The sequence below is a fragment of the Niallia sp. RD1 genome, from assembly GCF_024219955.1.
Lineage (GTDB): Bacteria > Bacillota > Bacilli > Bacillales > Cytobacillaceae > Niallia > Niallia alba.
This window is the reverse complement of the sequence record NZ_CP100420.1, coordinates 727433-743436: the sequence shown is the minus strand read 5'-3', so window position 1 is coordinate 743436 and position 16004 is coordinate 727433. Positions and strand designations below refer to the sequence as shown.

Below are 16004 nucleotides of genomic sequence, written 5' to 3'. Positions count from 1 at the left end.
AGTGGGGGTTGGCTGATATTTTATGAAGAATTGGCTGATAAATTGTGGGTTTGGCTGATATTTGTGAAGAATTGGCTGATAAATCGTGGATTTGGCTGATATCCATGAAGAGTTGGCTGATAAATTAGAAGTTTGGCTGATATCCATGAAGAATTGGCTGATAAATCAGAAGTTTGGCTGATATCCATGAAGAATTGGCTGATAAATCAGAAGTTTGGCTGATATCCATGAAGAATTGGCTGATAAATCAGAAGTTTGGCTGATATTCATGAAGAATTGGCTGATAAATCAGAAGTTTGGCTGATATTCATACAAAATTAGCTGATAAATCAACTTTTAAAACATGAAAAAAGGAGTGGAGAAAATGTTGTGGGATCATGTCATAAAAAATGGCTATTTATATACTGGAAGTGGATTTGATAAAGGGCATCTTTACATAAAAGATGGAAAAATTGCTGCTATCTCTAAGGAAGAGTTAACGGGAGAAGCTTTGGAAGTAACGGATGGAGAAGGATTGTATGTCTGCCCTGGCTTTATCGATACACATGTTCATTCAAGAGATCCAGGTCCCACTTATAAAGAGGATTTTTACTACAGTACCAAGGCAGCAGCTGCTGGGGGGATCACAACTGTTTTTGAAATGCCCAACACCAATCCGCCTATTAATAATGTGGACAATTTTGAGAAGCAAAAGGAAAATCTTACATCGAAGGCACATGTGGACTTCGGGATATGGGGCATTTGCTTAGGAGATGCCAATAAAGCGGATATCGTTCCCCTTCATCATGCTGGTGTTATCGGCTTTAAGTTTTTCTGGGGCTATGCGATTAATAAAGAGACTTATCAGTTAATGTATAACTATAAGGATGGGGACGAAGGCGTAATTCCGCCCCTCTCAGATGGAGAGGTATATAGTATTTTCCGAGAGGTGCAAAAAACAGGACAAATTCTTGCCATTCATGCGGAAAATAATCAAATTATTCAAAGGCTGACAGAGGAAGTAGAGGCTTCGGGAAAAAGAGATTATAAAGCACTTCTTCAAGGACGTCCCAACCTAGCAGAGGAAATGACGATTCAATCTGGCATTGCCCTGGCGAAAAAACTTGGAACGAGGCTGCATATTCTCCATGTAAGTACAGGCGAAGGAGTTAAGCTAGTAAGACAAGCACAAGCAGATGGCTATGCGAATATTACATCAGAAACTTGTCCACATTATCTCTTTTTATCCAATGAGGATTATGAAAGAGTAGGCCCACAAATGAAAGTATATCCACCTGTTAAATATAAAAAGGACCAAGAGGAGCTGTGGAGAGGGATTCAGGACGGAACAGTATCGATTGTGTGTTCTGACCATGCTCCACACACGGAAGAAGAAAAGGAAGGAAGTTTATGGGATATCCCTGCTGGAATGTGTGGAGTAGAAACCCTTGCACCATTATTATTAAATGCAGTAAGCGAAGAAAAAATCTCTTTAGTCGATGCATGTAAGCTACTCTCCGAAAATCCAGCAAAACAATATGGAATCTATCCACAAAAAGGATCATTACTGGTAGGAACAGATGCAGATATTACTATAGTAGATAGGAATAAAAAACATACTATTAAAAGAGAACAGCTCCATAGCAAAAGTAAAGTAACAGCATACGACCAAACCCCCATTACCGGAATGCCAGTAGCCACAATTGTCCGAGGAATAAAAGTGATGGACAATGGGGAAATCATAAGCCAACCAACTGGGAGGATTGTGGTGCCAGGGAGATAAAGCAAGTTTTCGGTTTAGTAGATAAAAAGACTGTTTTCAAAAAACAGGAGGAGAGAGGATAAATGAATAAAAAAGAAAAGCTAGATTCCTTTGTAAAACTATACCACTTAATTAACTTTTATTACGAAAACCGCGACCGCCCAGTAGATAGGGAGTTTGATTTCTTTGAAGAAGTGAAGAGCAATTGTGATACATTAGAGATTGATTATGATTCATTTATTCAGGAACTTCGACTGCAGCGGTTGTGAGGAGGAAGCTGGGGGGGCGGTTCTACGGATACCTTTAATTATTTGAAGGAGTAGAAGGGGGAGAGCTGAATAACTCGCTTCCTTAAAATGAAAAATCTTCCGTCTTATTGGGAGATTTTTTATTTTGCCTGAATGGCGATAGCTAGACTAATGGAACGTACGTTTGGTATAATTAATTTATTCATAAGTACAAGTTCAGAGATAAAAAAAATAAACAAATAAAAAATAGCTCAGCCCCACAAAACGGTAGCGGGGAAAAGCTATCTTTACGATTATAGTTACCAGCACTACAATACGGTAGCAGAGAAAGTAACTATCAATATTAATTTATTCTGTAATTATAACATCTATGTACTAAAAGTCAATATTTTAATTCAAAGGGGAAAAACATGAATTACTTAATCTATTTTGATGAATCGAATAAAATTGATCAATTTAATAAAGAGTTTTCTTACTATGGTGCTTATAGTGGAACAGATAAATCATTAGCAATGATAGTTAATAAGATCAGAAAAATTTTTGAGAATATACGAATAAACATACTAATAGTCAACAATGAGGATGCATTGACCTCTGCAACAAAAATTGGCCTAAATGCTTCTGAACTAAGGAACCTGTTTTATATTAAAATACCAGAGAGATTATTTTACGGATTAACTAGAGACCTTTCCCATCTAGATAATCAAACTAATGAATTGGTAGAAGTGAAGATTAAAATTGATCGTAATGACGAATATGACAAGTTATTTCTTAATGATAAGATAATTGAACAAATGAATGCACATTCCGCATATAGAAATAAAAATTATAGAGTAAATAAAGTAATTTCTCAGGACTCTAGTAAATCAATTCCTCTTCAAATCATTGATACATTTATCGGTATAGTAGTCTTCTTACTTGAAGAAAGTTACCTAGAAGATACTGATCGAACTATTGTTAAAAGTGATTTGATTTATCGTTTTTTAATGGAAAATGCTAATATTAAAAGGTTTCAGGAACAAGTGCGTCTATTTAAATGGACTGGAAATGAAGAACTAACACGTATTAATATTGCTGAATACCTATCTCCGTTTATGGTATACAAGATCAATTATGATATTAGTGAAATAGTCAAGGTCCAAGAAATTTTAACTATGGAACCAACTATTACTACGAAGGAATTAAGAATAAAAATGAAGTATCCTAATACAAGATTGAGACAATTACTTGGATATAAAGATCAACTAAGTGGCATAGGGCGAAATACCTTTCTAAAAAGCAAAGAATGGTGATTAATTATACATGGAAAATCACTAGTGTCGCATTAAAATAATTCAACATAGCTAAATAAATTAAATTTTCCGCAAATAAACTTTTCTATAAAAAAAGCCTTTATAATGGGTTGGTGGTAGTAACCTATCCAAATCCAAAATAAAGGACTAACGCATGGATAAGTTTACACGAAAAACATCATTTGAACAATGGCTTTCACCTATTTCCAACAATTTGTTGGAGGAACAAGTGAAAAACTATCAATTAAATTACTATACGAAGAAGCTGCATATGACTTCCTTTTTGAAATTACTACTATATGCACAACTCCATGAAACGGAGAGTTTGTGTGCATTAAGTGATTGCGTGTTTTCAGAAGAATTACAAAACGCCACTCAACTTGATTCCATTAGTTTCTCTCAACTGGGTAGACGATTAAATCTGGTTCCAACGGAGTTTTTCCAAACTATTTTTCTTGATTTAGTCAAGCAAATTCATCGGAAGACTGATTTTCAAGCGAGACGAAAAACGACAACACCTCTTAAAATTATTGATTCCAGTACATTACCATTAAACTTGAACAATCATAAGTGGGCAAAATTTCGAAAAACCAAATCTGGTGTGAAGCTCCATCTACGCCTCGTATTTATGGAAAAAGGTCATTCCTATCCAGATCAATCCGTGCTTACAAATGCCAACGAACATGACCGAGGCCAGCTTGAGATCCTGGTCGATGACAAAGAATGCATGTATGTGTTTGATCGTGGATACTTGGACTATGAACGATTCGATCGCATGACAGATGAAGGCTATTTCTTCGTCTCTCGACTGCGTAAAAATGCGGTTGTACGTAGCCTTGAAACACTCTCGTTACCAGAAGATTCTTCTGTGTTATCGGATGAGATGGTCGTCATTGGAACCACACAAAATCGATCGGAGAATGTTTTCCGTTTGATCAAAGTATAGGATACAAAAGGAAATGAGCTACACTTGTTAACGAATCGTTTTGATTTAAGTGCGGATGAAATCGCTGAACTTTACAAATCACGGTGGGCCATTGAACTGTTTTTCAAATGGATGAAAGAGCATTTGAATATCAAAAAATTCTTTGGACAGAGTGAACAAGCTGTGCACAACCAAGTGTATATAGCGATGATCGTCTATTGCTTGAATGTACTGGCTCAACGGAACACGAAAAGTAAGCGATCGTACTTACAAATTAGTCGTTATTTGAAAGCAGCTTTATGGAAACCGGAACACATTTGGTTGAGAAAAATAGGGGGAAACACTGTCCCATAAGCCAATCACTGTCTCTATCACACTCGCCACAAGGTATAGTGAAAAAATGGATGTTTACTACCTATGTTTAATCATCTTTCTTTTTACTCAAAAGTAAGGATAATTAATAACGGAAAATTCCGTCAATGTTTATGCGACGCTAGTGAAATAGTATATATATACTTAATTGAGTTGTTGCTTTTTTGACGAAATGAATCGAGTCTCGGTCAATCAATAATATAGAAAGGATATTTACTAGCACAAGTATCCCTGTTAAGGAAAAACTTGATTTGATATTCAGCATTTCCTTCAAACTTCGTGTTATAGCCCAAATACATAAACACATTGGAGGCATTACAACAAGTAACCATGAGAAAATGAAAATATATTCGAATCGTTCAATAAAAGGAACTTGAACAATTTTTGTCATGGAGAGTGTTGGCCATATTATATATTTCAGCATTCCTTGATTATAAAAAGCATACGTTATGATCGTTAAAATAAGATAGGTCAGGGTTGTAAATAGCAATCCTAAATGTGCCCATCTTTTTGTACTCTTCCCTTTTTTAATAAAAGGAAAAAATAATAGGACGGTTTCAAAACCAACAAAGGAAATGATTCCTTCTTTAGAAGACAACAGTATTTCTTTGATATCATGATTAAAAAAGGGTTGTAAATTAGAAAAGTGACTAAACTTTAGTGTATATCCTAGTACGAAAACTAAAATAATCGGTATTAATGTACTCCAGAATGATATTCCGGCAATCACTCTAAACCCACCTAATACGATATAAAAAATTACCACGGCAATCACTAACCCAATTTCCCATGGAGCAACAATGGAGTATACCCAAATTTGCAATATTTCAATATAAGACCTAAATACAAGTAAAAGCAATAAAAAAAAGTAAACTACAAAGACCATAGACAAGATATTGCCAAAGTATTGTTGGTGTAGGGAAATAACATCACCATTATTAGAGCTTGCTAAAATTTTAAAGAGCATTAAAAATATGACATGAAGATATAATCCAGCAATCACTATTCCTATCCAAGCGTCTTGTTCCGCGTATTTAGCAATATCTCTTTGCATGCTTAACATACCAATGCCGGTTTGTGAGGAGTGAATGAGAAAGAAAAGGAAAAATGGAGATAGAGTTAGACTTTCTCTAATTTTTATTTTCTCATTACTCATAAGTATCTTCTCCCACGCCTGATTGCAATATATCTATCTTAATAGTTGATTCAAGTTTTAAGTTTGGATACCTCTTATTATAGAAAACTTTCTCGTTCCAATTCTTATTTTTACTTCTATAGATATCACCAATTCCTAGAGGATCAACGTGATTGTCTTGGAATTGCTTAAATAGTTCTTGATATTTTTTTTGAAAAAATTTTTTATTTCTTTCTCTAAAAATGCGTAATCATCCGGAAGCTTTATCCATTCAGGATAATCAAGTATGATGGTATCAAGCTTTAGCCTTAATAGGACAATATCATTATGATTAGATTTTATGTTGGATTTTCCACGTAAGCTTTTTAATGTGATACTGGCTTCTTTCCCATCCCTTTCAATAGGTACTGGAAAGAAGATTTCCTTGGATTGGTCCTGAATTAGTTTGATGAGTGTTGCGTCCTCTTCTTCTAATAGGAGTCGAGCGGACGCCTCTCCAAACCAACCTTATTTTCCCTTTCAAATATGCTTGCTCTTCATTTCGCACGAAAAAAGACTTTTTCAGTGGTCTCGGACGGTTCCACTGATTCCTTTAAGAATGTTCATGCTAAAGCTAGAGAAGGAAGATACATTCACTTTATAATAGTTTTAATTTTTTCAACGTTGATATTCTTTCCCTTTACGATTTATAAAACGCAACGATTTTTCTAGCCATCTGATAAATTTCCTGTTGCAATGAGTTAGGGAAGATGACTCTGATTTGGTCACCGAAACCAAGGATATAAGCAATTGCTTCTTGTTCCGTATCACAGCGAAGACTTACGGGTATCCATCCATCGGCAGTCGGTGGTTCTATATTTTCTATTTGCACAAAACGTCCAGTGAATTTCATTCTGTGAACGATTGATGGTGACACTTCCACCTCTGCCTTATATTCAGGGAGAGTGTTAATGAAGTTTTGCGTTGATTCCACCCAGTATTTTTCCAAATGAAAGTCATCCGGTCTCGTAAAAAATTTATCTGTCATCTCTACAGTAAGGAGTCTTGAAGCTCGGTAATTTCGTATCTTTTCGTCTGAGGAAGCAATTAAGTACCAAGTACTACCTTTTGCTACCAATCCTAAAGGATCGACTGTTCGAAAAATCTCCTTACCATCTGCTCGTTCATATTTTATCTGCAGTACTTTTTCCTGCCAAATCGCTTCCTGCAAAATTTTAAAGGAGTCAATTTTTTCAGATGGTTGCTTCCAGGCGGAAGTGTCTATGTGGATGCGATTCCAAACATCGAGGGATCCTTTGCGAAAAGAGTTTGGTAGTGCAGCAACCATTTTTTGACGAGCATCATACCATTCCTTCGATAAATCTAGATCGGAGAGCAATTGAATAGAAGGAGAAATAAGCAAAGATATTATTTCATCATACTTTAATCCAGTTAAATTCGTGCGATACTGGTCAAGTAATTTCCAACCGCCAGATTTTCCCCTCACAGCTATAATAGGTATGCCCGTTGCACTTAATGCTTCCATGTCCCGATGTATCGTTCTCTCCGTAACTTCCAATTCCTTAGCTAATTCCTTTGTTGTCATTTTTCCTCTATTTTGTAAGAGGAGCAAAATGGATAGCAACCGATCAGCCCGCATACAACCACCTCTAAAAATTTCATATATGACAAAGGATGTCATTATTGAGCATTATACTATAAATATCAAACTTTTTAGGAGGAAAGTATATGCGAAAACAGCGAAATATTGTATTATTCATCGCAACAAGTCTGGACGGTTATATTGCTACAAAGGATGATTCATTAGATTGGTTATTTAAAGTAGAAGGTGAAGGGGACAATGGAATTTCTGAATTCTACGAAACGGTAGATACGATTCTAATGGGAAGAAAAACATATGATTGGATCATCACTCATATGACGGAAGAGTTCCCATATAAAAATAAGGAATGTTACGTATTTTCGAGACAGGAAAACGAGGATACGGAGGATGTTAAATATATAAAGGAAGACATAATCGATTTTACAAATAAATTAAAAAATGAAGAGGGGAAGAACATTTGGATTGTTGGTGGGGGAGATCTATTACACTCGTTTATCAAAGAAAAGTTAGTGGATGAGTTTATCATTACAATCGCCCCAACAATAATAGGAGAAGGAGTTCCTTTGTTTAAAGAAGATGAATATCAATTGGAGCTATATTTAAAGGGAACGAGATGTTTCAATCAATTTGTAGAGCTACATTATAAAAGGAGAAGGTAGAGAAAAACTAACTAAAGTCATATAAACTAGTCTTCCAGTATAAAGAGGAATGAATGATTAACTGAACTTCGAATGGTTAACATATGATGGTCTATAACGATTGTATAAACTATTACTATCCAACCAATATTTTCTCTGTGTTATACTATTCTTACAACTACATAGGTGCGGGTGGTATGCACTCTTTTCCTGATTTAAAGGGAAAGGAGGTGATATACCAATGGATTTCGTATTGGACTTACTCAAAGAAGTGGCAAAAGCCTTTTTTACTACTCTGGCTGCAGGCATTGCAAAGCGCATAGCAAGCAGAAAAAAGAACAAACGAAAAACCACCCCGCGCCGTAGGAAGCAAAAGGGTGGTTCTTCTAAATAAAATTTAGCATACCACTCGTAAGTAGTTGTCCAAGGAGTTCCAGCTCCTTGGTTTTTTTAGTTTAATTCTTATATATAATAATATACCCTAACTGAAAAAAATTCAATCATCATGCAGGTGTCAGGCACCAAGAAAATACATTAAGGGAAGCAGTAAAACGCCCCCTCTGCTTCCCTTTTATCTTAAATTTGGATATCCCTGCTGTCGCAATGCTTCGAATACCAATATTGCTGCTGTATTTGAAAGGTTCAGTGAACGGATATGTTCTGTCATTGGTATTCGTAAAAAATGGTCTTTATGTGTTTCGAGTAGGTCTTTCGGTAATCCGGTTGTTTCTTTTCCAAAGATAAAATAATAATTCTTTGATTGATCTGTGAAATCATAGGATGTATATGTTTTTTCTGCGAATGTTTCAATATAGTAAAATTCACCTTGATTTTTTACAAAAAAATCATCAAATGAGTCGTAATACGTGATGTTTATAGTCTCCCAGAAATCTAGTCCCGCTTGTTTGATCATCTTTTCATCGGTTGAAAAGCCAAGTGGTCGAATTAAATGTAGGGCTGTTTCTGTTCCTGCACAAGTACGTGCAATATTGGCAGTATTAGCCGGAATTTCTGGCTGATACAATACAACGTGTATTGCCATAAATGTCACCTCTATCTTTATTTTCCCCTTCGAATTATAGCATATTTTCTAGAAGTTGCAGGGTTCAATTCGCTTATTCAAGTGATATCTGTCTATGAAATAGTGCTATTTATCAAGTAACTCCCACGATAACTTCAAGTTAGCCGCCATTTTTAAACATTTATTTCCTTTTTCTCCTCGTAACTTTCTTTTTCTTCAATCGAAAAGAGTCCTTTCTTTCCATAAAGTAAAGGTACCTAGGAATAAGCAAGAAAAGTACTTTTCTAGAAGGAAACGAGTATGGAAGGGAAGAATTATGAGCAATTAGTGGAGGAGTTTACACCGATGATTCACCATATGATGAAAAAGCTGGCGATTTATAAAGATAAACAAGAGTTTTTTCAAATTGGCTTAATAAGCATTTGGGAAACAAGGAGAAATTTTAATAAGGAAAAGGGGAAATATAGCAATTATTTGTATCGGCATATGCAAGGGAGATTTCTTGATGAGTTGAAGCGCCGGACAAGGGAAGCAGAAAGAAATGATTACCCAAGTGAAGCGTTTTGGACCATGATAGAAAGTCCTGTTTTATATCGGGAAGAAGAGGACTATATCAAAGGACTTTGCGATGAATTAACCGAAGGAGAAACAAAGTGGGTAATTGCTACCTTTGTTCATCAGCTGACGGTGAAAGAAATAGCGAAGAAAGAACAAGTCTCACTTTCCGCAGTTAAATGGTGGAGGAAAGGAGCAAAAGAGAAGTTAAAGCAAACGCTGTGGTCCTAATGGATACAGGGGGGACGGTTCTCCTGTTTTCCTCAAATGAATGCACCTTTAGAGATGACTCTAATTTAGAACTTAGTTTAGCTTAAAAGGAATTTATGCCATAATAATTTTAACTATTCAAATGAGGTGAAAGAATTGGTTAGAAGAAGATAGCTAGCCTCCTAAAGTAGATGTTGTGATTGTTTTAGGAGGCTATGTTAAATGATAGGAGATGGAAAGTATGAAACAAAATAAATATGATGATAATAATTTCTTTTCTGCGTATGAAAGAATGCCACGTTCAGTTCAAGGACTTGATGCTGCGGGAGAATGGCATATATTAAAAGAAATGATACCTGATCTACAAAATAAAAGTGTCCTTGATTTAGGATGTGGGTTCGGATGGCATTGCCGTTATGCTCCTGAACAGGAAGCAAGTTCTGTAATTGGTGTAGATATATCAGAAAAAATGCTACAAAGGGCTCGGGGAATGACAGATGACTCTGCAATATCCTACATCAAAATGCCAATTGAAGACATAAATTTCTCAGAAGCACAATTTGATGTTGTCATTAGTTCATTGGCTTTTCATTATATTAAGTCATTTGAAGCAATCTGTAAAAAAGTTTATCATTGTCTAAAATCTGGTGGTTCGTTCGTATTTTCAGTGGAACATCCAATTTTCACTTCTCGGAACGAACAAGATTGGTATTACGATGACCAAGGGAACCGTCTACATTGGGCCGTTGATAATTACCAATCAGAAGGTTTGCGGGAAACAACCTTTCTTACTGAGAATGTTATAAAATATCATAGAACTTTTTCGACCTATGTCAATGACTTAATTAATGCTGGGTTTATTATAAAGGAAGTTAAAGAACCAATTCCTTCTGAAGAAATGCTGAAGAATAGTACTAATATGAAAGATGAACTGCGAAGACCGATGTTTTTAATTTTTTCAACAGAAAAATAAGACGGTTTATTAAACGGAGTGTACTTTATAAGCAAAGGGACTGGGATAGTATGAGTAAAATGTTTGTGGGAGAATAAATATCCTTTTTGTCTAGTTGGGGGACGAGTCCCAATGTCATCAAGTTAAGAAACCAGTAATTACCAGTGGTAAACCAAAATTGATGTTTATAATATTCTGATAACTAAAAAAGCCAATAGGATGCCCGGGAAGTGCCTATTTAATTTTTTTGGCATTTCCCTGATTTTCCTATTTGTTCGTTTTGTTAGATAGCTGGTCGTTGTCCAAATCCATGTTTATTCGCATTTAGCCCTCTGGAACGTTTAAATTTCCTTCCAGGTCTAATTGGGACTCTATTTCGCTGAACTTCGTTCAGTAGGTCTTTATACATCTTTTTTCTTCGCCTTTGACTTGGTTCAATGATTAAACAAATGAGCTTATCTTTTAGTGCGCCAATTAAAATATTGGTGTTAGTTTTATATTTGTGCTTTAAGTCTTTATCCTTCTGATCCTCGGCGATGATCACATCTGACTCATGCTTTAGTAGGGAAGCCATGTTGCTTAAAAATAAAGCAGCATAAAACTCTTGTTCAATCGTCTGTTTTGTTTCGCCTGAGAATCTTTCAATCTGTATTTTGTTTTTTAAGACATCGTATTTTGTTTCGATTGACCATCGTTTAAAGTACAACTCTTTAAAAGCCGGAATATCAAAAGACTCATCTAATATATTCGTTATAAGTAATTCATCTTCTCCAGAGCCTAATGGGATACGGACCGCACGCAAACGCATGACGTTGCTTTTATACTTGAGTTCAATGACCTGATCAGGGATCCCTTCTTTTATAGCGGCTCGGTAAAAATTAACTGGCGTTCTAACAACAAAATTCACTTTATTCTTCAAAAGATAGTGAAAGAAATATTGAGATGGATACCCACGGTCAAAAAGAAAAAGGTCGTGGTTAGAACGCAGTTCTAGGAAACTATCAATTAATTCTATCGCTACTGTGCGCTCGCTATCTGTACATTTTGTGATTATCCCCTTTACAAATAAATCATTTCCGATATCATAAATAGTAGATACCATGGCTCTGGCAAGTTCCTTGCCATTGCCCTTTGATGCGCCGAAGGTATCTCTTAGCCTTTGGGAATTGGCTATTTCTATGATAGACGCATCAATCGCATATAACCGGAAGCCCTTATATTTAAAGGAGTTATTTGTCTGATAAAACCACGTCGTAATGGTGTCAAATAACGTCTTGAAGGCTTCTGGTTTTATTTTTTTTCGCGCTTGTGAAAATCCCTGTTTACTTATAATTTCTCCTTCTTTTTTAATCAACTCAAAAAAGTCATTCAACTCAATCTGCAAGCTTCTCGTTACTAGATTTAGCACAAACAAAATTGTTTCTGGGAAAGTCAATTTGCCTCCTTTACGTGTAAAGTAGGTTGATTTCATGCGGGAATCGCACATGAAATGGAAATCGTACAATACCTCCCTACATACTTCAATCGCTTCTAAAAACTTGCTTTTTTTCAACAAAAAAACCCCATTTCGTACGAGATATACCAAGAACTGGTATTCACGCTGATTATGGAGGTGTTTCTGAAAAGTCAAGGGGTTTTTTCAATTTTATACAACAATTTTATGAATCTTTTTTAATATTTACATATTTTTACAATTTAGGTTTATGACATTGGGACGAGTCCCCCAACTAGACAAAAAGGCCACCAAGCGAAAGCGCGGTAGCTGGAAAAAATTAAGTATTAAAAAAGAGAGCTTCCTTTTGTAAAGTAGAGTTTGACTGAACACTACGAAAAGGAGAGGCTCTCATGAATCAATGTAACACAAAAATGCCATCATTAAAAGAATTGGAAAAAACTTTATTTCGAACACTACAAATGACGTTTCAAGAAATCCTTGTTCAAACGTTAGAAAATTGGGATCAAGAGATTGCCAAGCAACGAGACAAAAGAAGATTTGCTTTACGTGATAAACGAGAAATACGATTAGATACAGCGTTTGGAGCTGTGGAGCTGAAGCGTAATTATTATTTTGATCGTGTGACTAAAAAATATATTTGTCTATTAGATCACTATTTACAGTTTCAGGGGAATAAGGGATTTAGTCCGCTACTAGAAGAATGGGGGCTAGAACTAGCGACGAATGGCTCCTCCTATCGAAAGGCGGTGGAAACGTTCGAACAATTTTTAGGCTATTCGGCGATGAGCCACGAAGCATTACGGCAACATCTTCTTCAAACAAGCGTACTTCCCGCTAAGGAAAAACGCCCTTTTCAAAAGGTATTGTTTGTCGAAGTAGATGGATTATATGTGAAGAGTCAAGAAAAGAAAAAGCGTGGATGGGAGTTGAAATTCGCCGCTGTACACGAGGGATGGAAAGAAAACGGAAAGCGAATCAGGCTCCGAAATAAAAGGCATTTTCTTTATGAAGGAAAAGAACCCTTTTGGGAAGCCTTTGAAACGTTCTTACAGAATAATTATGCGTATGATCCTACCCAAACCTTGCTTATTATTAATGGTGATGGAGCAGGCTGGATAACGGCATGTCGGGAGTATTTTCGGGAACGCGCCTTTTTCACCATGGACCGTTTTCATGTCGCTCGTTCGATGAAGCAACTAATGAAGAGCCATCCTCGATACCGCTACATGAAAAGAGCGTTAAAAAACTACCAGGTAGAAACATTACTTCTAGAGTTGAATAGCGCAGTAGGAACAATGGATACACCAGAAAAAGAAGAAAAACTAGAGCATTTCCTTGCCTTTTTAACGCATCATCAGGAAACCATAAAAGATTACCGTAGTTGGTTACAGGAGAAAGGCGTGGACACGACAGCGTATCGTCCAATGGGAAGTGCAGAAGCAATGATGAATCAATTAGCCAAACGATTAAAAAATGGAAGAGCATGGAGCAAAAAAGGCGTCATGAGCATGGCGCGCTTGTGGATTGGATTGAAGGATGACCTATCCATCCAAACGATATATGGGAAATGGGAAAAAGCCACGGAAAAATCAAAGAAAGAGCATCGACCGAAAAGAAAAATACCCACAAAATTAGTAACAGAAACCGTGCGTCAGAACATGCCATACTTAAATCAAGCGATTGGAAAACCCGTTCACTTTGCCTTACAGGGATTAAAAGGTTTTTAAAAAATGAGAGAATCAACAGTTGGAAGAACAAAACCAATTGGAAAGCGGATACAAACTTAGAGGTTTTACTTTATAAAAAAGGGAGCTAAAAAAACTCCCACAAAAACTTGACTCAATCACTGGGATATAAGTATTCCAGTCTCTTGCCAAAAATATTATAAGGTTATCAATAGTTCAAACATTATTGGCGGCATCATTTAACTGCTCAGCTGAAGCGGCTACACCCGAAGTGGCTTCTCCTATTTCTTTTATTATCTCCGTTAGTTCAATCATCTGACTACTTACTTCATTTGATTGATGGACGTTATGGTCAGAAGAATATAAAATGTGTTGGAATGTCTCATTCGTTTTTTCAGCCTTTGATTTCCCATCGAGAACAGCCGTTTTAACTTCTAGTAGAGATGATGTAACACGTGTTGTATAATCGCTTGAATTAGAAATAAGTTGATGTATTGTATCAACAGCCTGTTTTGTTTGCATCGCTAGTTTTCTTACTTCGTCAGAGACTACTGCAAAGCCTTTTCCATGTTCGCCAGCTCTAGCTGCCTCAATGGCAGAGTTTAATGCTAAAAGGTTTGTTTGGTCTGCAATCTCTTTGACGATTTGAACAACATTTAGTATTTCTATAGAAGATTCCTCTAAGCTAGAAACCATCTTTTCCATATGTTCTGTATCTTCTACAACCTTTTCGATGGTATGGTGTAATGTATTCATTTGTACTTGTCCATCTTTAACAAATTCTTGTGTTTTAAATGTTTCTTCACTGCTTTGCTTAACAATATCCTTAACCACATCACTATTTTGGATTAATGTTTCTACAGAAGCAGAAGTTTGTTGAGAAAGTGCAACTAAACTAGTACTGATATCAACAATTTTTCCTTTGAGATCTTGTTTCACTTCCTCGTACTGTGCTTCTTTTGCCAGCCTATTTTCATTCTCGTATTGCTCTAATACTATTTGTTGCTCTAGGCTAATAATTTTTGTAATAGCCTTAATAATCGGAGGTATTTCATTTTTATTACTTAAGGACGAATAGATAATATCGATTAGTGATTCTGTAATACTTTGAAAAGCTCCCATATACCATGCTGGTTTCAAACCAAAATGAAAATGGATTTTAGCTACTTGAAGTCGCTTTTCAAGGAAACTAGAATCAAATTTCACATTAAAGAGCTCGACAATATGACCACTTAGCGTATTTCTTAATCGATCAAGTGTACTATGTGTGTTTATTATTGTATTAAGTTCTGGTACTTGCAGAATTCTTTCATAAAAGGAATCTACCAATAATGAAATATTTTCCTTCACGATTGGCTGTAGACTTTTAATTATCTTTAAATCTTCCTCGGAAAGATTAAGCATGTTAATTTTATCTTTAATGCTAGGATGGGTGCTATTTATGGAAACATCTATGTCAGTAGTCTTTGCTAACCAGCTAGATTGCTTTTTCTTAAAGAACTTTTTCATATTCATTCTCCTACTTTTAACCTTGGTAAATGAACTATTTACCTTCAGTGATTGTATTTTTCATTTTGTAAAAGAGAACAGCCATTCCGCTATCATATGTTGAAAAATTCCTGTTGAGTTATCTAAAGGGGAGCTGTTTTCTAATTTTATTTACTGCCTTAAAACGTAATCCCTTTCTTTTGTAGTAAAATATACCTAATTATATAGGAGGAGTCCCAAAAATTGAATCTTTTTTTATCTGTAATTTTTCTGGGAAGCGAGAGGGCGGTTAATCGTCTTTTAACGAAGGTTTAGTTTTTACATCTAATCCCTAAAAAAGTAACAAAATGTTAACAAATTCCTTCCTACAAGAAGTACTACAACTAACTAGTCTCCTTCATAATAGTTCTAAAGGAGGTGAAAATTTTGATAGGAAGAGGGGAAAAAGGTTGTATTGATTATCGGCTATTGAAAAAGAGAAGGTTAGAAAAGAATTTATCTCAATCTAGGCTTGCGAGTGAGACTGGCTTAAATCAAAATCATCTTGGCCAAATCGAAAGAGGACAAAAGGTACCAAAAGTGAAAACATTATACAAGATTTGTGAAGCGCTTGATTTACAATTGGATGCAGTCCTAATTAAAGAAAAATCGGAGGAACTGGAATAAAAGAGTAAGAAAGAAGG

15 protein-coding genes and 2 pseudogenes are annotated in these 16004 nt (G+C 35.8%); 10 read left to right on the top strand and 7 right to left on the bottom strand.

Annotated elements, in window-relative coordinates; genetic code table 11:
* Positions 1-20: 20 nt before the first annotated feature.
* Positions 21-188, bottom strand: coding sequence for a hypothetical protein (locus NKG37_RS03510; RefSeq protein WP_254415803.1), 168 nt, complete (start codon positions 186-188; stop codon positions 21-23).
* A 176-nt stretch (positions 189-364) separates the two neighbouring features.
* Between NKG37_RS03510 and NKG37_RS03505 the strand changes: the two genes are divergently transcribed.
* The 4 genes and pseudogenes from NKG37_RS03505 (at position 365) to NKG37_RS03490 (ending at position 4560) form a co-directional block, all read left to right on the top strand.
* Complete coding sequence (locus NKG37_RS03505; RefSeq protein ID WP_101729523.1) at positions 365-1762, top strand: dihydroorotase; 1398 nt, start codon at positions 365-367, stop codon at positions 1760-1762.
* Between the two features lie 62 nt (positions 1763-1824).
* On the top strand, positions 1825-2010 hold the full coding sequence (locus NKG37_RS03500; protein ID WP_016205085.1) for a hypothetical protein: 186 nt from the start codon (positions 1825-1827) through the stop codon (positions 2008-2010).
* A gap of 389 nt (positions 2011-2399) precedes the next feature.
* A complete protein-coding gene (locus tag NKG37_RS03495; protein ID WP_254415802.1) occupies positions 2400-3281 on the top strand; it encodes a DUF3800 domain-containing protein in 882 nt (293 codons plus the stop codon).
* A 154-nt stretch (positions 3282-3435) separates the two neighbouring features.
* Positions 3436-4560, top strand: a pseudogene (locus NKG37_RS03490) (IS4 family transposase).
* A 139-nt stretch (positions 4561-4699) separates the two neighbouring features.
* Here NKG37_RS03490 and NKG37_RS03485 read toward each other — a convergent pair.
* From NKG37_RS03485 to NKG37_RS03480, 3 genes and pseudogenes are all read right to left on the bottom strand, one after another.
* Complete coding sequence (locus NKG37_RS03485) at positions 4700-5734, bottom strand: GerAB/ArcD/ProY family transporter (protein ID WP_254415801.1); 1035 nt, start codon at positions 5732-5734, stop codon at positions 4700-4702.
* Positions 5727-6133 (bottom strand): annotated as a pseudogene (locus NKG37_RS26235) (Ger(x)C family spore germination C-terminal domain-containing protein). The gene NKG37_RS03485 and the pseudogene NKG37_RS26235 overlap by 8 nt, the downstream one beginning before the upstream one ends.
* 259 nt (positions 6134-6392) lie before the next feature.
* A complete protein-coding gene (locus tag NKG37_RS03480; protein WP_254415800.1) occupies positions 6393-7352 on the bottom strand; it encodes a helix-turn-helix transcriptional regulator in 960 nt (319 codons plus the stop codon).
* Between the two features lie 89 nt (positions 7353-7441).
* On the opposite strand from NKG37_RS03480, the gene NKG37_RS03475 reads away from it, so the two are divergent.
* Positions 7442-7975, top strand: coding sequence for a dihydrofolate reductase family protein (locus tag NKG37_RS03475; protein ID WP_254415799.1), 534 nt, complete (start codon positions 7442-7444; stop codon positions 7973-7975).
* 220 nt (positions 7976-8195) lie between these two features.
* Positions 8196-8348 carry a hypothetical protein gene (locus NKG37_RS03470; RefSeq protein WP_016205090.1) on the top strand — a complete coding sequence of 51 codons (153 nt, stop codon included), beginning with the start codon at positions 8196-8198 and terminating at the stop codon, positions 8346-8348.
* A 177-nt stretch (positions 8349-8525) separates the two neighbouring features.
* Here NKG37_RS03470 and trmL read toward each other — a convergent pair whose 3' ends face one another.
* On the bottom strand, positions 8526-8996 hold the full coding sequence (gene trmL / locus NKG37_RS03465; protein ID WP_101729519.1) for a tRNA (uridine(34)/cytosine(34)/5-carboxymethylaminomethyluridine(34)-2'-O)-methyltransferase TrmL: 471 nt from the start codon (positions 8994-8996) through the stop codon (positions 8526-8528).
* 279 nt (positions 8997-9275) lie between these two features.
* Between trmL and NKG37_RS03460 the strand changes: the two genes are divergently transcribed.
* Both NKG37_RS03460 and NKG37_RS03455 read left to right on the top strand, forming a co-directional pair.
* A complete protein-coding gene (locus tag NKG37_RS03460) occupies positions 9276-9761 on the top strand; it encodes a sigma-70 family RNA polymerase sigma factor (protein WP_169189291.1) in 486 nt (161 codons plus the stop codon).
* 220 nt (positions 9762-9981) lie between these two features.
* Positions 9982-10713: a class I SAM-dependent methyltransferase gene (locus NKG37_RS03455; protein WP_254415798.1), complete on the top strand. Its 732-nt coding sequence runs from the start codon at positions 9982-9984 to the stop codon at positions 10711-10713.
* Between the two features lie 262 nt (positions 10714-10975).
* On the opposite strand, the gene NKG37_RS03450 is transcribed toward NKG37_RS03455, so the two are convergent.
* Positions 10976-12163 (bottom strand): IS4 family transposase, encoded by a 1188-nt coding sequence (locus tag NKG37_RS03450; RefSeq protein ID WP_254414795.1) that lies wholly within the window; start codon positions 12161-12163, stop codon positions 10976-10978.
* A gap of 395 nt (positions 12164-12558) precedes the next feature.
* On the opposite strand from NKG37_RS03450, the gene NKG37_RS03445 reads away from it, so the two are divergent.
* Positions 12559-13875: an ISLre2 family transposase gene (locus NKG37_RS03445; RefSeq protein WP_254414822.1), complete on the top strand. Its 1317-nt coding sequence runs from the start codon at positions 12559-12561 to the stop codon at positions 13873-13875.
* Positions 13876-14049: 174 nt separating this feature from the next.
* Here NKG37_RS03445 and NKG37_RS03440 read toward each other — a convergent pair whose 3' ends face one another.
* Complete coding sequence (locus NKG37_RS03440) at positions 14050-15342, bottom strand: globin-coupled sensor protein (protein WP_254415797.1); 1293 nt, start codon at positions 15340-15342, stop codon at positions 14050-14052.
* Positions 15343-15747: 405 nt separating this feature from the next.
* On the opposite strand from NKG37_RS03440, the gene NKG37_RS03435 reads away from it, so the two are divergent.
* A complete protein-coding gene (locus NKG37_RS03435; RefSeq protein WP_016205095.1) occupies positions 15748-15987 on the top strand; it encodes a helix-turn-helix domain-containing protein in 240 nt (79 codons plus the stop codon).
* Positions 15988-16004: the final 17 nt, after the last annotated feature.